We start from the raw sequence: 22474 nt of genomic DNA, 5'->3' as shown, positions 1-22474 counted from the left end.
CGCACTGGGGCGGCCGGCCGAAATCCAGGGCTCTGCCGCGGCGCTCGAACCGCCACGCGGCAAGGACCGGCTCGATCAACTCCCAACGCGCAACGGACAGATCACTCGGATACGGACGTCGCCTCGGCATGCTTCCGGCCTACCGCTCCCGGCGGAGTGCGCCCATGCGCGTAGCAAGTGACGACGGAAGCACGCAGAAAGGCCGGGCGTCCTGGGATGAGACAGGAACAACTCTCCTCCCGCCCCACCCATCACCCCACCCGACCCAAAGGCCCCAACCACACCAACAACCTCACCGTCACCACAATCCCGCGGCCTGAGAATCAGCCGATACGCGGGCAGTCCAGGTGAAAACGACCTCTAACTGATCGTTTCAGAATGAGTTGAGCTGCGGGCGCTCACCAGGCAACAGCGCGGTCGAGGTCCGAGGCCTCACTAAACGTGATCATTAGCCGCCGTGTCAAATTTGGGTATCGATTACCCCTGCGGACGCGGAGTGAAACCTGAGAATCTCCCACCTAGATAGCTCCAGCCCAATGCAAGGAAACTCGGTGATCTGCATGCGTAAGAATTTCTTGGCAGGCTTGGGGGCGGTGGCTCTCGGCGCAGCTGTCCTATCCGCCGTGGCAACACCGGCACAAGCGGCCGACTATATTACTAGATCGACGGATTCTGTCACTATCAACCACGGGGAGGATTACACCCTACAGGCCTGGTGCCCGGCCGACAAGCCGATCGTCGCTAATGTGCGCGGACAATACGCCAGCTTCGTGATATTCACATACAGCGACATCTCGGCCGTAGTGGATGGCGTCCGATACTTCGGGATCGAGGCGCATGGAGTAAATACTTCAAACTACTACTCCTCGCCTTTTAGGGTAATCTATGACTGTCATCCGAGGCTTGCCACTTCTTAATTTCCAATCCACCTTTCCGGCGAGTGCTCATTCGATTGCGCTGGAGCGATCCCGGAACATTTTCAAACATGGCCTCCGCGAGATAGCGCCGGGAAACATCCACGCCCTTGCCGCATGAACGGTAACGGGTCCGCGTCGCGAGAATGGTAGTAATGCGTTGAGATGGAACTATATGAGGGCCGCTGGTGTGCTGGGCACTGGCCTGGCCTTGGCGGCAGCCATGGTGTCAGGGCAGGCGGTCGCGGATGAGCCGGACGACCACTCGTATACGGTAACAACGGCCGTCGCTGCTAACAGCGGACCCGGTACAGTATATTTTTACTGCCCCGACCCGCAAGATTCCATCGTGGGCCATGATATCTCATCTAGCTCCAACGTCTCCGCCGTATTTGAATACTACGTTGACGGTACCTACGCGCCCAGACATTCGATGCGAGTATGGACGAAAAATGACAGCAGCAGCAACGGAACCGTCACTGCTACGTTCAAGTGCGGAGCTCCATACATCACTGTCCAGGAGCTTATAGAAGTAACGGGGTCGGGACCCGGCACGCCTAATATTGAGAGTCACACCTTCACCTGCCCCAGTAACCGCCCTTACATGATAGCGGCTGCCTGGTCGACAGGCGGAACGCCAAATGTTGAAGTGCTAGCCCCAGTAATCAACCGAGAATCAAATCCTGATTCTGTTGTATTCAGGGCAATGAATAATTCCTTCGAGCCTGGCGATGCTTTCGCGAACTACTCCTGCGCTGTCAAGGACGGTTACATCCCGCGGTGATTTTAGCCTCAATACCAGTGACTTAAGAGATCGGGTCCCAGCTTCGTGGGACGTTCGTCGGTGGGTTGATCGAGACGGGCGTTGTCACGTTGTCGGAGGTGTGGTCGTCTGAGGGCAGGCTGGGGGCCGGGCTGCTGGTCCGGTTCAGATGGTGGCGGGTATGCCGGCGGCCCCGGTGATGCGGTCCCAGATGGTGAAGCGGATGGTCATCCCGAGGCGTGGTCGGCGGCGGTCGTCAGGTGGCGCCGGGGCCTGAAGTGGGGTGAGATGCCGCTGAAAGCGGACAGGAACCGCTGGGCCACGCCGGCGCTGCGGAAGCCCTTCATCGCGTGTTCGCGCTGCCGGGTGGGCTGGTGGGAGTTCTCCGCCCGGTTGTTCAGGCCCTTGTGCGCGACGGCTCTGGACCAGGATGTCCAGCACGTTGCCGTCCTGGTCCACCGCCCGCTACAAGCATTGCCGCTTCCCGTTGATCTTGACGAAGACCTCGTCCGGATGCCATTTATCACCCGGGGCGGCGTCGGCGCAGCGCGTCGGCATAGGACTGCCCGAACTTCCCACACCACCGGTGGACCGTCTCATAGGAGACGATCACGCCGCGCTCGAGCGTCAGCTCCTCGACCTCACGGAAGCTCAGCGGGAACCGGAAGTACAGCCACACACAGTGAGAAAGGACCTCGGCCGGGTAGCGGTGGTTCTTGTACGACAGCGCCACGTCCGACACGACGGCTCCCCTCCCCGGACACGGATGACCCGAAGAACATCCCACCTCCGACACCGCCATCCGCCGCCACCAAACCCTGGTCACCTGCGCCTTCTCGTTCTGCTGGAACACCTGGTTCGACGAGCAGACGGCACCGAAGGCCACCCCGGCCTCCGCACCGCAGACCAACCCGGCACCAGGCCGGACAGAGAGGAGGCATACCCACACCCCACCAGTCACTCCCGGCCAGCTGGCCCAAGGCGATCCGGGCCGTCCGTGCCTGGCTCACTCCCTGGACCACCCTCCAGCGATGCTGGCGGGCCTGGACCAACGCACCCCCACCACCCGAACTCCAAGCACTGATCAACGCCGTCGGCGCAGGCAGACCCCTTGATCTCTACACCCCGGTCTAACAAACCACCGCTAGGCGCAGGGCCCCAGGCGGCCCCCGCGCCCATTCGCGCCGCCCAGGCCGACCTGCTCGGTGCGCTCCCCGCGATCCACCTTCCCGACCTTGATGCGCTCCGCGGCCGAGGAGTTCTCGGTGGCCGCCCCACGGCGGCGCCGAGCGCGCGCCGTACGCTCGGGTCCGGCGGGCCACACCGACGAGGGATAGCAGGCCCCGCACGGACCATGACCGATCATCACTCGCCCGTTTCCTCGGCGTCATCGGCATCGCTGGGCGCAGTGCCGGCTCGAGGCCGGTTACGTGCCCATCGCTTGAGGTCGCCGACGCGGTAGAGGAGTTCGGCGCCACGCTTGTCGGCCGAGCCGGGGAAGTCGGGGTCGTTGGCGCGTGCCAGCGCAGGGCGGCGAGGGAGATAGCGGGAAGGTCCCTCTGCGCCTGGCGGAGCCCGACGAGATCGTCGCCGGCGGTGCCCGCGGGCACGGGCTGCGATGGGGTGGGGGGCGGTGTGGGTGCCGGGTTGGGCTGAGGTTCGACAGCGGGGGGCTTCGACAGGACGGTGGTCGCCGCGGCCGTCATGTTGGTCGCGTGGGCGCCAGCGATCGCCCATGCGCGGGCTTCAGCTTCGGAGAGGTTGAGGACCTGGGTTTCTCGGGCGATGCCGCCGAGAACGACCTGCACGCGGCCGGGGTGCCGGGTCGGCTTCGGGGCAGGATGGACCTCCGGCACGAGCATGCGCCAGGCGTTGAGGGTGTAGCGGACGAGGATGCGCGTGGAGAAGTTCTCCCGCATCTCCGGGCCTCCGAGCGCGCGGGCGGTGGCGGACTGGGCGACGAGCAGGACGTGGAGGCGTACCTGGCGGCCCATGAAGAGGATCTCGGCGAGCGCGTCGACGGCTGGTGAGGTCTTCGGGTCGCCCGTCTCGCGGATCTTCTCCCAGTACCTCGCCAGCTGCTTCATCGTCGCGTTGATCTCCTCCAGGAGGATCACGATCCGCGGGCCGACCTTCTCCGGCTCGGAGGCCAGGACGTCGTCGCCGAGCTCCTCAGCGAGCCGGATACGGCGCTGTCCCTCGTGTCCGAGGTGGAGTAGCGCGTCGTGGATATCGGCGATGTCGCGGCAGTACGTCACGCCGGGTACGCTGCGGGCCCAGCCGTGGCTGATGCGCTTGAAGTCGAGGATGTACGCCTCTGCTCCGTTGTGGAGGAACTGGCAGGCGATCGTGCGCAGGATGGTGGACTTGCCGCCGCCGGTGCCGGCGGAGATCAGGACGTGCGGGGAGTCGTGGTCAAGGTCGACGGAGACGGTCTTCTTGTTGGCGCCGAGCCCGATCAGCGGGGCGGACTCCGGCATGCCGGCCAGGAGGTCGCGCACCTCGGGATCGTCGAGGTTGAGGCGAGCGGGCGGCTGGTGCTTCTTCTTGACGATGAGGTGGGTGTCGCGTCCTGCGACGCCTCCAGGAGAAAGAGGCGTTGTGCAGGGCGAGCTTCTGCATGACGAGCTCGGCGATCTGGTCGCGGTTGAACTTCAGATGGGCCGGCAGGTCGATGCGGATCTCGGCGTCGTCGTCAGTGAAGCTCACCGGGACGTGGAGGTAGCGGCGCGGGTCGCTCGCTTCCGGGATCCCAAGGGGTCCGACGAGCGCCTGGTGGAGCGGCTCGACCCACTCACGCATCAGCTCGCGCCGCTCCCGGCCCGCCATCCCGAGAGCGATGCCTCCGGCTGCGGCAGCGGCCGCAGCGACCGGGCTGCCGTAGGTGAGGGCCTGGAGGGAGGCGTCGGGGTGCTGCCCAGTAGCCGTAGCCGCCGCCGGTGGCGGCGGCCAGGGTCGCGGCGCGGACGGCCAGGCGCTGCCACCCGGCCCGGTACGAAGCGCGGCGCACCGGTCCGTCGGTCTTCGCCAGGACGCGGGTTCCCGGGCGCCGGAACGTGGCGTCGGTGCGCTGTACCCCGTCGAGGTCCTGCCCCGTGAGCAAATTCCCGGCGGCCGTGGCCAAGTTGTCCCAGGCCTCGTCGAGGTCGCGGGTGAGTGGGGAGGAAGATATCGGGGCTCCTCGGAAAGCTCAGAGTCGTGAACACCCCACCCTTCGTCGTCCTCCTCACCACGGCGCTCACCACGTGCGCTCGTCGGGCGTCACAACCTGGCAACGCCTCGCCAAAGGCCTTGTGGTGAGGAGTGGCTGGTCACGTCCTGGCAGGCCGGGGGGCAGGGACGGCGTGGCTGCATGAGCAGCCTGGTGATCTCGGCCTCGCGCAGATCATGCGCCTTGTTGAGGACGGCTTGCGCCTCGTCTTCGACCACCATGCTGACCTGCGACTCAGGTGTTCCGGCCGGTTCGATGTCGTGAGCCGGGGTGCGGACTTCGCGAACCATGCGGCGATCCTCCAGACGAAATTCGGGATGGACGGTGGAGAGCAAGGTCAGGCGCTGCGGGTCACGATGCGCTCGTAGATGGCTTCGGTGTCGGGTTCGGTTTCGAGGTCGGTGGTTCCGGTGGTGGGGCCCTTGGTGAGGCCGCGTTCGGCGAGTTTAGTGAAGCGGTCCCAGTCGCTGCGGACCTTCGGGGAGAGCTTGTAGATGCCGGTGCGGTCGCGTGGGAGGTACAGGTTGCCGTCCTGGTCGGCGCCCAGGCGGTTGCGCAGTTCGGAGATGCGGGTCTGCAGGGTGGGCTTGGACCAGGGACGGCGGGGGTCCATGGCCTCGGCGACGGTGTCGGGGCTGCTGGGCTTGAAGTAGAGGTACGCGGCGAGCTGGGCGAGCTTGGGGCCGTGGCCCGACGCGGAGATGCCGGTGACGGCGACGGGTCCGAGGACCTGGACCTCCGGAGCATGCAGGTCGACCAGCTCAGCCGGTTCCTCGGCGGCCGGCGCGGGGACGGCAACGGGTCCGGTGGGGTTGTCCGTCTCGGAGGCGTTGTCCCCGGACCGTTCGAACTCCGGCTCCGTCTTCTCCCCCTGCCGGGCCTCCGGGGCACCGCTGGTGTCCGGCCCCGGGGCTGAGGCCTGAGCCGACTCGGGCTCTGCGGGGGCAGGCGGTGCGAGCGGCGGGACGGAGGCGAGGGGCCTCGTGCTCGAGGACAGAGCGGCGAACGGGGTCACGGACAGGCCGGCCGGATCTGCCCGATGACGGACGTGGTGGTGACCGTGATCTGGACGGGCGGGACGGACTTCCAAGCCCCTTCGGCGGGGCGGGCGGGCTCGTCTGCGGTGCGCAGCAGGTCGAGGACGTCTTCGAGGTCGGCCTCGGGCAGGGACTGGACGATGAGGTCGCTGCCGAGAGCGTCGACGTACTGGGGTGCGGTGGTGCCGACGGCGAGCTGGACTGCTTCGTCGAAGGTGCCGAACGCGCCGGCGGTGCCCTGGGCGGGCAGGATCAGGGCGACGGGGAGTTCGCGGGCAGCGGTAAGGGTGTCGGCGAGGAGTTGGGCTTCGTCTTCGTCTATGTCGGCGGCGCACACGAGCGTCCAGGGCAGGTGGACCGGGGCGTCGTCGGATCCCGCGGTCTGGCGCTGTTCCAGGAGGAGTTCGGCGAGGTCGCTGCGGGCGGCCTTCAAGTGCGGGAGCGTGCGCAGCCGGCTGGTGGGGAGCAGGGTGGGCAGTTCGTCGCCGAGGCCGACGGTGAGGATCTCGGAGTGGTCGCTCCAGGTGCTGGTGGCGGCTTCGAGCGCGAGGACGCGGGCGGTGTCGCGCACGGCGTCGGGGGTGCCGTCGAGGAGCAGAACGCGGGAGACGGTGAGGTTGATGAGCAGGTGGTTGCCGTCGGGGTCGGTACCGAGAGTGACCAGGCCGGGGTAGGGGGCGGGCACGAGGGCGGCTTCGTCCGGGTCGAGCAGGTCCTGGGTGCGGTCCAGGACCCAGCGGTCGGCTCCCTGCGGGGTGAAGGGGGCGAGCACGACCTCGCCGGCGGTCGTGCTGTCCTCGTCGTCGCGGTCGGTGCCGGCGGGGGTGAGGAGGAGTTCGACGGTGCGGGCGGTGATCCGCGCTCCGGCAACCTGGGGCAGTTCAAGGTCCTGGTCGGCGGCGTGGCGGGCGAGGGTGCGCAGGGCGAGGTCGAGGAGCTGCAGGCTGCCGGGTTCAGTGGCGGCGTGCAGGGCGTGCTCGGCAGCGTGCTCGGTGATGGTGGGCAGCTCGCCGGGCTTGCGTCGGCGGCGCTGCAGCAGGCGCTTGGTGCCCAGGGCGGCGAGCAGGCCTCCGGCGGCGAGCATCCCGATCCCGGCGGCCTCACGTGCTCCGATCCCGCCCTTCTCCTGATCGTCGGCCGACGCTGGCGTCGCCGTGGGTGCCGCAGGCGCGGAGGCGGTCGCCGTCGCGGTGTCGCCGGTCTGGGCCGGGACGCTCGTGGCCGGAGCGGGAGCGGGAGGCGCGGTCGGAGCCGGAGTCGCGGTCGGAGCGGCCGTCGCGGTCGCGGTGGGAGAAGCCAGGTGCGTCGGGGCCGCTTCGGGACCCGCACCGGTGCGGGGCGGGGTGGCTTCGGCCGTGGGCTTGGCCGGGGACGGCGGTGCCGTGTCGGCGGCGGCTTCGTCATCAGCCGGGCGAGGCGGCGGGGTGCTGTGATGAGCGGGGGGCTCTGCGGGAGCGGCCGTGTGGGGGACCTGGATTTTCCAACCGACCTGAAGCTCGTCAGGGTCGCTCAGATGGCCGCCGTCCGGCTGCCGTACGCCCTTGTTCGCCTGGAACAGCTCGTCGTACCGCTCGCCGTCGCTGAGTTCGTCCTTGGCGATGCCCCACAGGGTCTCGCCCTCCCCCACGGTGTGGGAGTCGGGGGTGTGGCTGTCGGCGGGGTGGGCGGGTTCGGCCGGTGCAGTGGTGGGTTCGTCGGGCAGCCGAAGAATCCAGCCGGGGTGGATGGGGGCGTCGGCGTGGAAGACGCGTCCGTCGGCCATGGTGCGGCCTTCGTTGGCGTCGGCGATCTTCTTGTAGAGCTCGCCGTGTCCGTAGAGCTGCTCGGCGATGGACCACAGGCTCTCGGCCGGGCGGACGGAGCGGACGGTGTAGGTGTGCTCGGCGGCGGGCGCCGTGGTGGTGGCCGTCTGCATGGCGCTGGGCTGGGGGGTGACAGCGGCGGGCTGGCCGGCGGTGGGGGTGGCCAGGGCGAGGGTGCTGGAGGCGAACAGCACGATGATGCCGCTGACGAGGGTGCCCGCCGCGCGCTGAGACAGGCGCAGGCCTGGGAGCCGGGGGGCGGTGCGGCCGCGGAGCTGGGCGGGGATCTCCACCAGGAGCGAGAGAGCGAAGCTCGCCCAGGCGATCCAGCCGACGACGCACAGGGCGAGGACGAAGGCGTTGCCGGTGTCGGGGCGGGTGAGCAGGTGGGTGACAGCGTCGATGCCGGGTGCCCAGACGGCGGCGGTGGCCTTGGTGAGGATCCAGGGCAGGCCGGCGGTGGCGGCGGCGAGGATGAGCACGCTGGCCAGGGCGCGGGGCAGGCGCCGCCCGAGGGAGCGGTGAGCGGGCATCGGCGGTCAGTCCTTCTCGGGTCGGTTGATGCCGTGGAGGAGGGTGGCGGAGCTGGTGGCGCTCACGGTCCAGGTGTGGGGGACGAAGACTCCGGTGTAGGTGCCGATCGCGCGGATGGTGATGCGGTGGCCCGCTTCGGTGACGGCGACGGTCCCGTCGGCGCCGGCGCGCTGGAGGTAGGCGCGCGCCGCCGCGGCCGCCTTGGCCGGATCAGCGACGACGGCTTCGCCGGTGACCGCTCGGGCGGGGTCGATGGCCTGGGCGGCTGCGCGGGCGGCTTCGGTGGCGACGGCGTGGTTGCGTTCGTGGGCCCGGCTGACGCCGAAGGCGTCGATGGCGAGGAGGCCGCCGAGCAGGAGGAGGGGGACGGTGATGATCGCGACGAAGGGGGCGATGCCGCCGCGATCGTCGGCGAGTTCGATACGGCGCGCCAGGTGACGTTCGACGCTGCTGCGGAGCGAACGGTTCTTCGTGGTCATCCGCGTCCCCGGTAGGCGTCGACGACGGAGGTGAAGGAGGAGGAGACGGTGCGCACGCCGGGGCCTCCGCCGAGCAGGAGGAGGTCTCCGAGGGGGACGGTGCACGAGACGGTGACGGTGACGGAGGAGACCTGGCCGAGCTGTGCGCCCAGTCCGCTGGTCGTGGCGCGTACGCGGGTGGAGGTGCAGGGCTGGTCGTGCTGGGCGAGGACGTCGGCGGCCGCGGCCTGAGCGGCGGCTTGCCCGGCGGTGGGGTCGCGTTCGAGCGAGGCTGCGCGGGCGGCGGCCTGGGCGGCCGCGTCCGTCTTCTGCCCAGCCAGCGACAGGCGGGCGCCGGCGATGACGACCAGGGCGAGCGCCAGGAGCAGAGGCACGACGATGACGGCCTCGATCGCCACATCTCCCCGGTCGCCCCCGTGGCTGCGGTCTCGGCGTAGTCGTACGAGCCAGTGTGCAGGCATCAGTTGCCTCCCGGGTCGGTCCACTGTTCGACCGGGCCGGAGGCGGTGGAGGTCACGGTGATGCCGCCGAGCCCGGGAACGAGGGAGACGGCCTGGCCCTCGACGCGGATGCGCAGCCGGTCGGTGGAGCTGCCGGCGGTGGAGACACGGACGTCGGTCAGGAGGTTGACGCCGAGGTCGGCGGCGGCCTGGCGGGCCTTGGCCGCCCCGTCCTGCGGGCTCGCCTCGTACATGCGGCCCGCGGAGACGCCTTCGCGGGCGGCGGTGGCCACGGCGTTGTGGGCCCAGGCGATGGTGAAGCCCTGCACGATCGCGAAGATGAGCAGGATGACGACTGGGAAGATGATCGCCACCTGGAGGGGGGCGGATCCTCGGTCTCGGTCGCGGGGTGCGGGCTGCAGGCGTCGGAGCGGGTGCATGGCGGCGTCCAGGTTCCGAACGTCAGCCGCCGAGGATGCCGTCGAGGCGGCCGTTGGCGCGGCCGTAGGCGGCAGCGAGTCCGCCGGCGATGAGGTGCGCCGGCGACGGCGGCCACGATGATGACGACGGTGGAGATGGGGCTGTCGCCGCGGTCGCCGTCGTCCTTGGCCTGCTTCGCCGCCTGGGCGAGGCGGTCTCGGAGGGCGGCGGCGGTGACAGTGAGCGCGGCCTGGGCGTAGAGGAACGGGCTCTTCACGGATGTGTCCTTCCGGTCGTTCGGGCGGGGCCCGGTGGTGGTTCAGATGGAGAAGATGTTGAGGACCGCCGGGAACGCCATGGCGATCATGGCGATGACGGCGAGAAGGGCGGCGGGGGTGTGGAGCTTCTCGGAGTCGGCGTTGGCGCGTGCGGCCTCTGCGGTGAGCAGCTCGCCGGTGAGGCTCTTGGCGCGGTTGCGCAGGGTGTCGTAGACGGAGGCGCCGTCGTCGGAGGACAGGCGCATGATGTCGGCGACGTCGGTGAGAACCTGCAGGTTCAGCTGGACGCCGAGGTCGTCGAGGGCCTGCCAGGGCGAGGACTTCTCGGTCCGCGCGCGCAGGAGCGCTTCCTGGATGCGGGCGAAGGCCCATCCCTGCCCGATGCGGGCGGCGTCTTCGAGGGCCTGGTCGGCGGCGACGTTGGAGGCCATGCGGGTGGCGACGAGGTCCATCCAGGCGGCGGCCGCGTGCGCGAACTCGGTGCGCGCCTTGGCAGCCTCGGACTTGACCGCCCAGTCGGGCACGAACCACAGCACCGGGGCGAGCAGGACGCCGGCGATCGCGGGGAGGAACAGCGGCACGCTCAAGCCCATGAGTACCCAGCCGATCGCGGGGACGAGCGGCACGAGCAGTCCGAGCAGGGCGAGCGCGACCTTGTTGGTAACGAACTGCTCCGTGCTCTGGGCCAGCAGGTCCAGGTCGGCCCGCGGCAGCCGGCCCGGCATCCGCTCGGCCAGGCGGCCGGCCCACGCTCCACCGAGCGGGGAGGTACGGCGGATGTCGGATTGTTGTCCAGGGCGGGGAGCGGGCGGGTCGAGGCGCCGCAGCGCGGGCCCGAGGCGGGGTGCGGACGGCAGCAGTTCGCCAGCCAGAAGGGCCGCTCCGGCGCCGACGGCGGCGCCGCACACGATCAGGACGGTCTGACTCACGACGTCTCCCCCACCGGGCCGGGCTGCTTGACGCGGCTGCGCGGGTCGTTGATCAGGAAGCGGGGTACCGGCTGGTGGCTGGCCAGGCGGCGGGTCCACCACAGCACGGCGACGAACGCGGCCCCGAGCAGCGCGAGGACCAGCTGGCCGAGGAAGGTGGTGTAGGGGGCGGTGTAGGGGATGAGGAAGCCGGCCAGGACGAGGCCGGCGCAGATGAGGGTCATGGTCCGCACCGCGGTACGGGACTTGGCGCGGTCGGCCTCGATCTTGCGGCGGGCGGAGACTTCCTCGCGCAGCTGGGCGGCCGTGTCCTCGAGGACCTGGGCGAGGCCGGGGCCGGGGTCGACGGCGCACAGGATGAGCGCGGCGCAGGCCTTGTCGGCGGTGACGTCGTCGAGGCGGTCGGCGAAGTCGCGCAGCGCGTCCGCGGGCTGCCAGCCTGCCTTGATCTTGTCGGCGAGTTCGGCGACCTCGGTGCCGATCGCCGGCGGCGGGTTCTTCCGGCTGGTGATCAGGGCCTGTTCGAGGGCGAAGCCGAGGCGCAGGATCTCGGAGAGACGCTGGGTCCAGTCCGCGAGCGCCTCCAGCTTGGCGATGCGGGCCTTCCCGCCGGCGGTCGGGGTGAGGAGCCACGGGACGCCGATGACGCCCGCGCCGAGCAGCAGCGCAACGACGAACGCGCCGGAGACGAACCACACCACGACGACCGTGATGCCGGCGGTCGTGAGCAGGGCGCGGCGGCGGGCCGCCTGGGTACCGGGGCCGTCGGCCCACGCCGTACGCAGGCGGGCGGCCGGCCCCGCGGTCTTGGGGGCGGTCGTCCCGATCGTGGCGACGATCGCGGCGAGGACACCGCCGGCGACAAGCGCGCCGCACAGCGTCCACCAGAGAGCTCCCATCACGCACCCACTCCCCAGACCGGCTGCTGGTCCAGCACATGCGTCGGGAACCCGGCCTGCTCCAGGCGCCGACGCGAGCGCGCGGAGAGCGGGGCGGCGGGCACCGGGCGCAGGTCGGTCTCGGAGGCGGGGCGGAAGATCTCGTTGTAGGCGGGGCGGCCCATCTCGCCGATGCCGGTGATCTCCAGGATGTGGGAAACCATGCGTCGGCCGTTGTCGTCGACGGACATGAAGACGACGAAGTGCAGGCCGTTGGCGATCTGCCGGTATGCGAGCTGCTCGGAGAAGTTGCCGCGGGCCAGCAGGTAGAGCTCGGCGATGCGGTCGAAGACGATGTGCGGATCGGAGGCGTGCATCGTGCACATAGAGCCGGGGCGGTCGCTGGTCAGGGCCTGCATCATCGCGGTGATCTCCGGGCCGCGGACCTCGCCGACGACCACGCGCTTGAGGCTCATGCGCTTGGCCCGGTACATGAGGTCGAGCAAGGTGATCTCGCCGGTCGTCTGGCCGTTGACGCGTTCGCCGTTGGACTCGCGGGCCTCCATCGGAACGACCTGGGTGTGGTAGCCGTTCTTGTGGGCCCACAGCTCGAACTCGGTCTCGATCGTGCCGAACCGCTCGTGCTGGGGGATCTCCCGCAGCAGGGCGCGCATCAGGGTGGTCTTGCCGGAAGACTGCTCGCCGACCACGATCACGTTGCGGCGGGCCTTCACACAGGCGCGCAGCAGGCCGGCGATCGTGGTGTCCATGGTGCCGGCCTGGACGAGGTCCTCCAGCGTGGCGGACTGCAGGCGGTGGCGGCGGATCGTGACGAACGTGCCTTCGCCGGTGATCTCCGGGTGCAGAGCCTGCAGGCGCGAGCCGTCAGGCAGACGGATCGCGGCATCGGGGCTGGCGGTGGAGAAGGTGCGGCCGGACTGCCCGGAGTTACGGATCAGGTCACGCACGAGCTCCTGGAGCTCCTCCTCAGACTCGGCGACCGGCTCGGCCGGCACCGGCTCACCGTCGCCGGTGTACTTGAGGAACACCTGGTCGTGGCCGTTGATGTAGATGTCCTCGACGCGCGGGTCGTCGAGGTGGCGCTGGAGACGGCCGGAGCGGAAGAGCATGTCGAAGACGAGCGCGGCGAGCTGGTCTTCCTCGGCCGGGGTGACGACGCGGGTCTGGCGCGCGGCGTCGCCCCAGATGGCAACGCGCTCGCTGATCAGGGCGCGGGCGCGCTGCTCGCGGACCTTGCCCACGAGCGCCTGGTTCGTCTTGGCCTCGTCCAGGAGCTGGGTGTTGACCTGCCGCTTGAGCGCCCCGGCCGCCTTGGCGTCGACCCGTACGCGCGGCGCGGCACCCCGGGGAGCCTCGTACGCAGGGGCTGGCATGCCGGGACGGGTTGTCCGGCGCGTGTCATGAGCACCAGGGCCCGCCGGGCGGAGTGGCATCGGCGGAGCGGGCGGGGCGCTGTGAGGGATGGGAGCGGGGTGGAGGGGTTCAGCGCGCACCGGGGCCACCTCCCAGCAGCCGCTGCTGGAGCGGGGAAGCCAGGCGGGCGCGGCGGGTGGCGACGTGCTGCCGGATCGGGGTGGTCGCGTCACGAGCGGCAACCATGAGCTTCGACGTCATGAACTTGCCGCCCTCGGGGGCGCCGTCGGACAGCACGGCGGCGTCCTCTAGGCGGTAGGGCAGGGTGGCGACGACGCGGACGCCGAGTTCGCTCTCGACCACGGGGGTCCGTTGGGTCCCTGACGGATCAGGAGCAGGCCGAGCGCGCCGGCGCCGCGGCGCCGGACTCGCCATCCATCAGCGTGCGCAGGGCCTTGATCCGGGAGTTGGCGGCATGCAGGCTGCGGATCGTTCCGCGGACGACGACGAGGACAAGGTCGGCGCGCAGGGCGAGAACCCCGGCCGGGCCGAAGGCGCCCGCGCGACCGAGGTCGACCAGGACGTCATGGCTGTGGGCTTCGATGCCGGCGAACAGGTCGGCGAGCTGGCCCCACACGGGGGCGAGGCCGGGGGCCTGGTCCATGGAGGTCAGGCCGGGCAGCAGCAGCCGGTTGCGTTCGCTGCGGCGCTCGTTGTCGTTCTCCACGGCGATCAGCTGCGGCCAGAACGCGGTGACGAGGTCCTGGGTGCGGGAGGACAGGGCCAGGTTGCGCAGGCCCCATTCGGCGCCGACCTGGCCCTGGAACGCGCCGGGCAGGATCGCCCCGCCGTCCGGGTCGCACTCGGCCAGGACCATCCGCCGGCCGTGCTCCAGTGGCCAGGTGCGCAGCAGCGCGAGGGCGCTGGTCGTCGCGCCGGGGGCGCCGGGCAGCCCGACCAGGGTGATCACGGCCTTCAGGGCGCTCCGGGGGCGTCGACGACCAGGGCGACGTTGCCGGTCGCGGCCTGCGCCGCGAGCGCGGGACCGAACTGGGAGGGGACAGCGACGTCGACGACCGTGTCGCCAGTCGATGCCTGCTTCTCCCCCACCCGTACGATCCGGGCCGCGATCTGCTGCGGCTCCGGACGGTCGCCGTTGCCGGCCGGGACGGTCTGTCCGTCGGGAGGGGTGGCCACCACGAGGACCTTGTCGCCCGGGGACAGGCGGGTCGCGGGCATCTGGGCCGCCTTCAGCCCGATACCGACGAGCCGCTCCCCCGGTTTGACCAGGGTGCGGGTGGTGACCTGGCCCTCGGTCAGCATCGATCCCGGGGTCAGCGCGACCGCGGCCCGCTTACCGACGATCTTGTCGCGGTCCGCGGCCGGGACCGGCTTGAGCGCCGGGTCGAGCTGCACCTGGGCCTCGATCAGGTCGGCGTCCTTGATGACATCACCGGCCTGAACAGACCAGGCCACGGCCAGGACCGGGGTCCGCTCCCCCGTCGCCTGGAACGCGAGGAACCCGCCGCTGCCGCCAGCCGCGATCAGCGCGACGGCGAGCGCGTACATACCAGGGCGGCGCCGACGAGCCCGGAACCCGGCCGTGGCGCTGGGAATCTGCGGCAGCGCCGTCGGCGCGGGCACCTGGCCCACCCCGGCCGGAACAGCAGTCTTGCTCACGGTCTTCTCGCCTTTCCTCATTGATACGACGCAGGGGTTCAGCTGCCGACGGCCTGGAGCTCGCCGACACGGATGTCCACCGAGCTCTGCCGGGTCTGGGTCAGCTGACCGCTCTGCCCGGACGAGGCCTGCCAGTCGATCGCCCACGTCGAGGTCGCCACCACGTGATAGGAGCCAGCCGTGGAGGCCTTGGTGTAGCGGTGACCGCAGTCCGGCGACGGCCGCGCACCGTACGACGCCTTGTAGGGCGTACCGGCCGTGGTGCAGGTGATGGTCTTCCCGTCGCCCATCCGCCAGACAATCCGCGCGACCTTCGCCGTCGCCGTCACCGTGACGCCTCCGGCAGCCGCCGAGGCGACGTTCGGCCCGTACGTCTCCGGCCCCGTCGCCGTCCACAGATAGACCGGCATACCGACCAGACCCATCCCACCAGGCTTCGGCGTGATCCCGATGGCGGGGCCTCGCAGGACCATCTGATCCACGGCATGCTGGGCGAGGACCTCGGGGTCCGCAGCGGCGGCACCGGGTGGTGTGGCCGCCCAGACGTTCTGGACAACGGTGAACAGACCGCCGTCAGCGGTACAGCGCTCCTCGTAAACCGCGCCGTCGCTCGGCTTGTGTCCTTCCCAGTCCAGACTGTCCGCAGGAGGCTGTCCAAGCCGCTCGCAAGCATCGGCGGAGATAGCACTCGACATCCCGCCGAAGGTCCCACATGAGCCTGCCTACGCCGTTATTACCGCCCTGCAACCCGGTAGAGGCTCTGAACCTAGGGTTCCCTGCACCAGAATCACCTGGCCGCCTCCCCGCCTGCGGAATAATCAAGGCATGGTAGCCACGCCCAGTGTCCCCGAGCTCCGCCGCACCAGATTCGCCCGGCGGCTTCCTGCCGAGCTCTCGGAGCTCGCCGGTCCTGCCCACGGCCAAGTCGACCTTCCGCTGCACCTCGCGTGGTCCGGCCTGTCGCGGTTCGACCTCGACCATCCTCGATTGCGGATGAGCTGTTACCGGATCGTCCTAGCCGAAGGACAGCATGATGATCTGATCCACTACCTGAACCGGGAGCTACTCATCGCCATGTGGCCTGTCCTGCGCACCCTGATCAGCCGGGACATCCGCGACGTCTGGGAGAACGCCTTCGACGAACTGACCCCCGCCTCCCAGGATGCTGCGTGAATCTCACGGAACTGCACCGGCGGCTCCTCGCGGATGTCCTCGCCGTGGGCGATGTCTACCCGCTCGTGCTCACGGGTGGCTACGCCATCCAGGCGCACGGACTGGTCAACCGGCTCAGCAAAGATCTTGACGTCGCCACCGAGAACCCGGAGCCGATGGAGGAGATCGCCGCCGCTGTGCGCGCCGGTCTGGAACAACGCGGCTGGCAGGTACGGGGGTTGGAAACCGATCCGCTGTTCGCGCGGTTGATCGTCACCGACACCGCGACCTGCGAGGAGTGCGAGGTCGATGTCCTCAAGGAAGCCCTCTGGCGTCCGCCTGTGAGGACTCAGCACGGCTTGGTGATGTCGCTGGAGGACGTGGTCGGCACGAAGGTCCGTGCGCTGGCAGACCGGGGCCTGGCGCGTGACCTGATCGACGTCCGAGCGGCAGCCGATCGCTGGAGTCGTATCGATCTCGAAGGGCTCGGCCGCCGCCATGCCCACGACAGCTTCGACCTCTCCGATCTTCAGGCCCGGCTCGCCGGGGCGGACTGGATCGACGACACCGAATTCGCCGCATACGGAATCGACGACCACCAGACCATCGAACTGCGCCAGTGGGCCCAGGAGTGGGCCGACGACATCGCCGAGAGACTTCAGGAAGCGGAATATCCATCCGCCGACTGATCATCAGGCACTGAATCCCCGAGGGGGCTACGGGGGATGATGTCCTACGTTCAATCCAGGTCCGTTCTGCATCGCAGGGGGAGCTGGGGTCGTGAGCAGGTCGAGCCCAGGACGGTTGCGGGCGTTGGGACAGGTGATCGTCTCCCTCCCGATTCGATGCCCTCGGGGCCGACCCACACGGCGAGACCGGTGGCAAGCCGGCGTGCCACGACCGCTACGGGGGCATCATGAAGACAAGAACTCCGTCGATGAACTCCGTCTGACGGGGCTTCAGGATAAGCGGTCCAAGTCCTCCGCGAACCAGCCCTCGGCATGGGGTGGACGCATCCAGTCGGACAGTGCGGTCATCAGCCCGCAGTAGCGGTCTGATGCGGCCCTTAAGCGCGGCGTCTGCCTCGTTTGGCGGCCTGGCTCCCGAGCTTGCCGTGCCCTGATATCGGATTGTCCGATGCGCTTCGCGCGGCATGCCTGGCTCCGCGCTGTTTCCTACCTGGCCGGTTCCCATGCTTGGTCGTACCGCAGGAGGTGGACCTCGGCCGGGCGGGAGTCTTCGGTCATGCCCATCGGTGAGGTGCCTGCCCATACGAGGCGGACGACGGCCCGGTCGCCGGGGCCGTTGCCGCGGCGGGCGATCGCGGCCTGGATACGAACGTCGCGGTAGGGGGCGCGCAGTACCGGGTCGGTGAAGTAGGCGGGCCAGCGTTCGCGGCCTATGCCGGTGGTCTCGGCGAGCCAGATCCGGGTGGCTAGGTCGACCAGCTGGCGGGCCGTGGCTGCGGGAAGGTCGGCGGGCGATGAGGCGTCGAGGACGCGTTGGATGGCCGGGTCGCCGGAGGGGCCTTCGCCGGAGAGGGGTAGTCCGCTCGGCAGCGGCTCGGCGGCGGCGGGTGGGTCGGACCTCGGCGTGGCCGCGGGGGCCCGGGTAGGGGCCGGCGCGAGCGGCTGCCCTGCTGGCGGGGTGCTGGTGGCCGGGGTGCGGGGTACTGCGGGCGTGCTGCCGATCTGCGTGGCGGGGCGTTCGGCTCGGGCTGTGTCGGTGGTGGCCCCGGTGCGGCCGAGGGCGAGGACGGCGATCCCGGCGGCCAGGAGCATCAGGCCTGCGGACAGGAGGCGCCCCGACGGGGCGGGGTGGCCGGTCACAGCAGCCGGGACCCTCCCGCGAACCCATGGTCCCAGAGGGGTTCGGTGCGGACGAGGGTGACGGGGCGGGCTGCGTTGATCATCTGGTTGTTTCCGAGGTAGATGCCGACGTGGTGGATGGTGGAGTCGCGGGTCGGGTCGTAGGCAAAGAAGACGAGGTCGCCGGGCTTGAGGGCGCCGACGCCGGACGAGGCGGGGATGCGGGTACCAGCTCCGGCCTGTTGGGCGGCGGTGCGGGGCAGGTGGATGCCGGCCTGTGCGTAGGCGTAGAGGGTGAGGCCGGAGCAGTCGAAGCCGACGATCTGTGTGCCGCTCTTGCCGCTGGGTGAGCAGCAGATGCCAGTGCTCGGGCCTTGCGTGTTGCCGCCGCCCCAGGAGTAGGGGGTACCAGTGCGGGCGAGGGCAGCGTTGATGACAGTGCGGGCCGTGCCGGTGGCGCCCTGCCCGATGGGGATCTGGCCGGTGGCGAGCTGGCTGTAGCGGTCGATCCAGCCCAGGACGTCGCCCACGTATGCGTCGGAGTGGTTGCACTGGAAGATCGCGGCCTTGAGCTGGGTTCGGTCGGTGAGGTTCCGGCCGTGACCGCAGAGGTAGACGGCGGCGCCGAGAGCTGCGTCGTCGGCGTTGTGGGGATCGACGGCCTGGTCGTCGTTGCCGTCGCGGCCAGTCGTGGTCCAGGTGGAGGGCAGGAACTGAAAGGGGCCGACAGCCCGTTCGGCGGTCGCCGTGCCGTCGAAATGCCCGTGATCGGTATCAGGGAAGGCGGTCGTGTTGCCGCCGGTGCCGGAGCCGTCGAGGACGGGGCCGAGGATGCGCGGAGTAATGTCGCCGCGGGGACTGATAGTGCGGCCGGTCGCGTGGTTGGACTCGATGCGGGCGATCCCGGCGAGCACGGCCCAGGTCAGGCCCCGGCACGACGGGACCTCACGGGGCAGGCGGGCTGCGGCATTGTGATAGGCGGCGAGCATCCGCTGCGGGATGCCTGCGACCTGCCCGACGGTCTGCATCGCCGGAGTCCTGGGACGGGTGTTGTGTGCGGCGGCGACCGCCAGGAGCACGACGGGCAGCACCAGCATGGCCAGGAGCACGGCGCCGCAGCTGAGTCCACGCCTCCTCACTCCCCCTCCCCCGGTCCGGTGCCGGACGCAGGGCCGTGGTCGTCGCGCCAGGTTCGGCGCCACGAGCGGGGCACCTCGCCGGGCGCCGTCGGCCTGGAAGGCTGCTGCTCCGCGCCTGTCGGCCCGTGACCGCGGCGCGTACGGCGGCGCGGCGGGGCCTGGGTGGCGGTGGGCCCGTACGAGCGGCGCTGCGTGCCCGGCGCCGGGGCGGGCGCGGCCGGGCCAGCGCCGAAGGCGGCGGCGGTGTCGTCGATCCACCGGTCAGCGACCCGGCCGTAGTGGGTGCGCTGGCGGCCGAGTTCGTGCTGCAGGTCGTGGGAGGCGGCGGTGTTGAAGCGGCGCAGGCGCGTGAACGCGGCGGGGGCGCCGACGGTCGAGTAGAACGCGGCCTGGGTGGTGCCGACCAGCACACGGCCGACGCGGGTGCGCTTGAGGGATGCCTCGAGACGGCTGCCGGCCGGAATGAGCGCACCGGTCGTTGAACGGCCGCCCTGGGTACGGCCCGCCTGGTCTGGGGGCAGGAGAAGGCCGTCGGGGCCGACCGCCTCGGGCTGAACGCGCGGGCGCGGGGGCCCGATGAGCAGGGTGTGGGCGGCGCGGGCGCCGAGGGCGAGCGGGGCGAGGGCCCGGCGTGATTCGGCGAGGGCTTCGGAGGTGAACGATCCGGAGCGGCCGAGCAGGGCTGCGTGAGCGGGATACGCGCCGCCTCCCCCGCCCCCGGCACCGAACCCAGCGCCATAGCCGAGCGCGGAGAACGCGGCGGCGGTCTGGGCGACGCTCTCCCCCATCATGTGGCTGCCGCCGACCTTGGCGTAGCGCATGCGCTGGGCGAAGCGCTGTCCGAAGGCACGGCTGCCGTGGATGATGCGGCGCTGCATGACGATCGCGGTGACGGCGAGGGCGTCGAGGACAACGAGGCGCTCGACGAGGGAGCTGTCGCTGTCGGCGAGGACGGCGCTGGCGCCGACACCGAACAGGGGGATGAACACGGCGACGGCGAACAGGACGAGCATCGAGCCGGCCAGGTAGCCGCACCACCGCCACAGCACGCCGCGGCCGGGGCCCGGCAGGAGGGCGAGGGCGAAGACGACGACGGTGCCGACGGCGGCGATGACGCATCCGAACTGCGCGGTGATCAGGGCGACGGCCAGCAGGATGACGACCAGGGCGAGGACGATCGCAGCGATCAGGACGAGGAAGGCGCCGATGACCTTGTCCCATTCGTTGGTGCGCATATAGGCGAAGACCGCCTCGCCTTCGGGGCCGAGCTTCTTGAACTCCGTAGCTCGGTTGGTCCAGGTCGCGTCTCTGGCCAAGCAGTAGTCGTAGGCGGGGCCTTTGATGAGCCGGCACTCCTCCCTCACCTTCTCCGACGGTGGAGCGGGCGGGGTGACGGACTTGAGGTGCACGGCGTACAGGGGGCTGTCCTTGTCGATGACCTGTCCGTACTGCAGGAGCATGTAGGGCTGGACGACGAGGGTGTCGGTGAGCGTGTTGCTGATCGGCTTCGACACGTCGGCGGCGTTCAACGGGCGCTCGCCGGTCAGACACACGTCGCGGGCCGGCCCGGCCACGCCCGCGCACTGCTTCGTACGGTCGGGCTTCGCCGGCGTGCCCGGCCGGGTCTTGGCCTGGTTCTGCAGGCAGAGAGTGCGGGTGGGGCCAGCGATCGTGTCGCACGGGCTGGATGCCGCTGGCGTGGGGTTGCCGGAGTTGGCGGTGATGGTCGCGGCTTCGAGCGCGGCGCGCTGGGCCTGTTGGACGGGTCCGTCGTAGCCGAGCAGGACGGCCAGCTGCACGACGCTGGTGGCGGCGATGCCGGCGATGAGGAGGGCGAGGAGGATTTCCCCAGCGCCGCGGGCGACGCGGCCTCGCATGATCAGGGCCAGGCCGAAGACGAACGCCCAGGCCAGGCTGATCCCGGCGAGCCCGAGCGGGCCGATGATCTGCCGCTCGTAGGCGTCGGAGAGGGTCTGTGCCGGGCCGGTGAGCTTGTCGATGACGGGGAAGTACCGCACGCCGGCTCCCGCTGCGGCGCTCTCCCCTCCCGCGTTCTCCGGCACGCCGGCGGCGACGGTCACCAACCAGGCACCATCCGCCTCGCGGACGGTCCGCACGGCCGCCAGCTCCTCGACGGCGACGGGGCGCTTGCCCCAAAGCGGCGGGCGCACGGACGGCGCCATCGCCTTCAGCGCACGGGCGGCCTGGCTCTGCTCACCGGTACCGCTGCGCAGCCACAGACCGAGGAACAGCTCCGCGAACCCAGCCGGGCCACCGCTGTCGGAAGGAACCGCCGTCGGAGACGGGCGAGCGGCGACAGGAGCGGTGGGCTCGGACGGGGGCAGGCCGCGACCACCCGGCAAGCAGGGCGACCGGACCGGTGGCGAGCGCCGCCCACACCCCGATCCGTACAAGGGCGGCGCGCCGCATCCGCAGGGAACGCGGGGCAGCCGCGGTGCCGGAGGAACGGGTGCCCCGCCGGTCACGGCGGGGCGACAAGAGGGCCATGGTGGCTCCAGGGAGCGCTCGGAGGAAGTGGACACTCCGACTCTCGACAGGCCACTCACCATGCCGCTGACCGCCAGGACTTCCCAGCCGTCACGTCGGCATAACTCCTGGTGGTAAGTGCGGTGGTGAGTGCGCTGGGAGTCTGGTGCTCACTCACCACGGCGGCAGGACCGGTCTGTGACATGGGTGCCGGCGGAGTTGCTGCGACGAGACGGCCACCGTCTGACCGGTCAGAGCAGCGTGGCTCGGTGGGCCGCTGTGTGACCGATCGACAAGGGGATCGGTCATGGCCGGTGACCGATCCGAGTACATCGGTCACCTGCCTCCAGCGGATCGGTCACGGCCGTTGGCGTCCGGTAAGTCGATCGGTCACGGCTGCGGGTGACCGATCCTCACATCGGTCACCCTGGCATGGACCGGTCACCGGGTCCGTGGAGGGTCTGGTGTCCGGCCCCGGACATGGCTGTGGCCGGTGACCATGTCGGTCACCGGCCACATGGGCTCGCGGCGGCTGGTCAGTCGCGGACGGGGCGAAGGGGTGCCCGTCCGTTCTTCCGCCGGATCTCTTCAAGGTGCTCGGCGGCTGCGATCACACGCCGCTGTCCCGTCTTCGGGGACACTCCGAGCCGTCGGGCGACCTCCGCCCCTGAGAGCTTCGTCCCGTTCTCCTCTGCCTCGGCAAGCCACCGCGCGACGAGTTCCACCTGCTGCTGGACGGGATCCGTACCGTCCTCCCCCACGGGCTGCTGTTCAAGGAGCTTGTTCAGCGGTGATTCTCGATGGTGAGGATGGCTCTGGCGATTGAAGTCATCCGGCTCGGGTTGCAGCCGGCTTTGCGGAGGATGCGCCAGGTCTTGACGCGGGCGATGGCTCTCTCGACTGGCCATCGCAGACGAGAATGCGCCCGGTTGACACACTTCTGTTCGACCGTCAGGTCTTTGCCGGGTCGTCGCCTGTGGGGGACGGCGACGCGGCCGCCTGGCGCCTTGATAGCCGCGGTCGGCCAGGACCGGGATGCCCAGGCGGGCGCGGATGGCGATGACCCGGTGCCGGCGAGCCGCGGTCAGACCGTGGGCTCGTCCGGGCAGGGCGGGTGAGATCCATACCAGGGTGCCGTCCGGAGCGGTC

General features: G+C 70.3%; 20 protein-coding genes and 2 pseudogenes. 2 read left to right on the top strand and 20 right to left on the bottom strand.

Going from position 1 to position 22474, the window contains the following annotated elements; translation table 11 throughout:
• From AB0M18_RS35210 to AB0M18_RS35135, 16 genes and pseudogenes are all read right to left on the bottom strand, one after another.
• Positions 1 to 130, bottom strand: a pseudogene (locus tag AB0M18_RS35210) (IS5/IS1182 family transposase); the annotation flags it as partial.
• Positions 131 to 1979: 1849 nt separating this feature from the next.
• Positions 1980 to 2419 (bottom strand): annotated as a pseudogene (locus tag AB0M18_RS35205) (DDE-type integrase/transposase/recombinase); the annotation flags it as partial.
• 388 nt (positions 2420 to 2807) lie between these two features.
• Entirely contained in the window at positions 2808 to 4178 is a 1371-nt protein-coding gene (locus AB0M18_RS35200) for a DUF87 domain-containing protein (RefSeq protein ID WP_365765330.1), read from the bottom strand.
• A 760-nt stretch (positions 4179 to 4938) separates the two neighbouring features.
• Positions 4939 to 5223, bottom strand: a complete 285-nt coding sequence (locus AB0M18_RS35195) for a hypothetical protein (protein WP_365765328.1) — start codon at positions 5221 to 5223, stop codon at positions 4939 to 4941.
• Between the two features lie 2 nt (positions 5224 to 5225).
• Positions 5226 to 5903, bottom strand: a complete 678-nt coding sequence (locus AB0M18_RS35190; RefSeq protein WP_365765326.1) for a hypothetical protein — start codon at positions 5901 to 5903, stop codon at positions 5226 to 5228.
• Positions 5900 to 8260: a LysM peptidoglycan-binding domain-containing protein gene (locus AB0M18_RS35185; protein ID WP_365765324.1), complete on the bottom strand. Its 2361-nt coding sequence runs from the start codon at positions 8258 to 8260 to the stop codon at positions 5900 to 5902. Before AB0M18_RS35185 ends, AB0M18_RS35190 begins: the two co-directional genes overlap by 4 nt.
• Before the next feature lie 6 nt (positions 8261 to 8266).
• Positions 8267 to 8740: a pilus assembly protein TadG-related protein gene (locus tag AB0M18_RS35180; protein ID WP_365765322.1), complete on the bottom strand. Its 474-nt coding sequence runs from the start codon at positions 8738 to 8740 to the stop codon at positions 8267 to 8269.
• Positions 8737 to 9201, bottom strand: coding sequence for a TadE/TadG family type IV pilus assembly protein (locus AB0M18_RS35175; RefSeq protein ID WP_365765320.1), 465 nt, complete (start codon positions 9199 to 9201; stop codon positions 8737 to 8739). Before AB0M18_RS35175 ends, AB0M18_RS35180 begins: the two co-directional genes overlap by 4 nt.
• On the bottom strand, positions 9201 to 9620 hold the full coding sequence (locus tag AB0M18_RS35170; protein WP_365765318.1) for a TadE family protein: 420 nt from the start codon (positions 9618 to 9620) through the stop codon (positions 9201 to 9203). Before AB0M18_RS35170 ends, AB0M18_RS35175 begins: the two co-directional genes overlap by 1 nt.
• 299 nt (positions 9621 to 9919) lie before the next feature.
• Positions 9920 to 10807: a hypothetical protein gene (locus tag AB0M18_RS35165; protein ID WP_365765316.1), complete on the bottom strand. Its 888-nt coding sequence runs from the start codon at positions 10805 to 10807 to the stop codon at positions 9920 to 9922.
• Positions 10804 to 11706 carry a type II secretion system F family protein gene (locus tag AB0M18_RS35160; protein WP_365765334.1) on the bottom strand — a complete coding sequence of 301 codons (903 nt, stop codon included), beginning with the start codon at positions 11704 to 11706 and terminating at the stop codon, positions 10804 to 10806. Before AB0M18_RS35160 ends, AB0M18_RS35165 begins: the two co-directional genes overlap by 4 nt.
• Positions 11706 to 13079 (bottom strand): ATPase, T2SS/T4P/T4SS family, encoded by a 1374-nt coding sequence (locus AB0M18_RS35155; protein WP_365765314.1) that lies wholly within the window; start codon positions 13077 to 13079, stop codon positions 11706 to 11708. The genes AB0M18_RS35160 and AB0M18_RS35155 overlap by 1 nt, the downstream gene beginning before the upstream one ends.
• 109 nt (positions 13080 to 13188) lie before the next feature.
• Complete coding sequence (locus tag AB0M18_RS35150) at positions 13189 to 13422, bottom strand: hypothetical protein (protein ID WP_365765312.1); 234 nt, start codon at positions 13420 to 13422, stop codon at positions 13189 to 13191.
• Between the two features lie 25 nt (positions 13423 to 13447).
• A complete protein-coding gene (locus AB0M18_RS35145; RefSeq protein ID WP_365765310.1) occupies positions 13448 to 14029 on the bottom strand; it encodes a hypothetical protein in 582 nt (193 codons plus the stop codon).
• 5 nt (positions 14030 to 14034) lie between these two features.
• Positions 14035 to 14739, bottom strand: a complete 705-nt coding sequence (locus AB0M18_RS35140) for an SAF domain-containing protein (protein ID WP_365765308.1) — start codon at positions 14737 to 14739, stop codon at positions 14035 to 14037.
• Positions 14740 to 14777: 38 nt separating this feature from the next.
• A complete protein-coding gene (locus AB0M18_RS35135) occupies positions 14778 to 15164 on the bottom strand; it encodes an ATP/GTP-binding protein (protein WP_365765306.1) in 387 nt (128 codons plus the stop codon).
• Between the two features lie 400 nt (positions 15165 to 15564).
• On the opposite strand from AB0M18_RS35135, the gene AB0M18_RS35130 reads away from it, so the two are divergent.
• On the top strand, positions 15565 to 15912 hold the full coding sequence (locus tag AB0M18_RS35130) for a transcriptional regulator (protein WP_365765304.1): 348 nt from the start codon (positions 15565 to 15567) through the stop codon (positions 15910 to 15912).
• The gene (locus AB0M18_RS35125) at positions 15909 to 16580 is read left to right on the top strand and encodes a nucleotidyl transferase AbiEii/AbiGii toxin family protein (RefSeq protein WP_365765302.1); all 672 of its coding nucleotides are present in this window, start codon (positions 15909 to 15911) and stop codon (positions 16578 to 16580) included. Before AB0M18_RS35130 ends, AB0M18_RS35125 begins: the two co-directional genes overlap by 4 nt.
• Positions 16581 to 17066: 486 nt before the next feature.
• On the opposite strand, the gene AB0M18_RS35120 is transcribed toward AB0M18_RS35125, so the two are convergent.
• The 4 genes from AB0M18_RS35120 to AB0M18_RS35105 all read right to left on the bottom strand — a co-directional run bounded on the left by AB0M18_RS35120 (position 17067) and on the right by AB0M18_RS35105 (position 22280).
• Positions 17067 to 17720: a hypothetical protein gene (locus AB0M18_RS35120; RefSeq protein ID WP_365765300.1), complete on the bottom strand. Its 654-nt coding sequence runs from the start codon at positions 17718 to 17720 to the stop codon at positions 17067 to 17069.
• Positions 17717 to 18838, bottom strand: a complete 1122-nt coding sequence (locus tag AB0M18_RS35115) for a bifunctional lytic transglycosylase/C40 family peptidase (RefSeq protein WP_365765298.1) — start codon at positions 18836 to 18838, stop codon at positions 17717 to 17719. Before AB0M18_RS35115 ends, AB0M18_RS35120 begins: the two co-directional genes overlap by 4 nt.
• Positions 18835 to 21009 (bottom strand): hypothetical protein, encoded by a 2175-nt coding sequence (locus AB0M18_RS35110; protein WP_365765296.1) that lies wholly within the window; start codon positions 21007 to 21009, stop codon positions 18835 to 18837. Before AB0M18_RS35110 ends, AB0M18_RS35115 begins: the two co-directional genes overlap by 4 nt.
• Positions 21010 to 22109: 1100 nt before the next feature.
• Positions 22110 to 22280: a transposase family protein gene (locus AB0M18_RS35105; protein ID WP_365765332.1), complete on the bottom strand. Its 171-nt coding sequence runs from the start codon at positions 22278 to 22280 to the stop codon at positions 22110 to 22112.
• Positions 22281 to 22474: the final 194 nt, after the last annotated feature.

This window comes from Streptomyces sp. NPDC051909 (genome assembly GCF_040681095.1).
In the GTDB taxonomy this organism is placed as follows: domain Bacteria; phylum Actinomycetota; class Actinomycetes; order Streptomycetales; family Streptomycetaceae; genus Streptomyces.
This window is presented reverse-complemented; position numbering and strand designations above follow the sequence as displayed.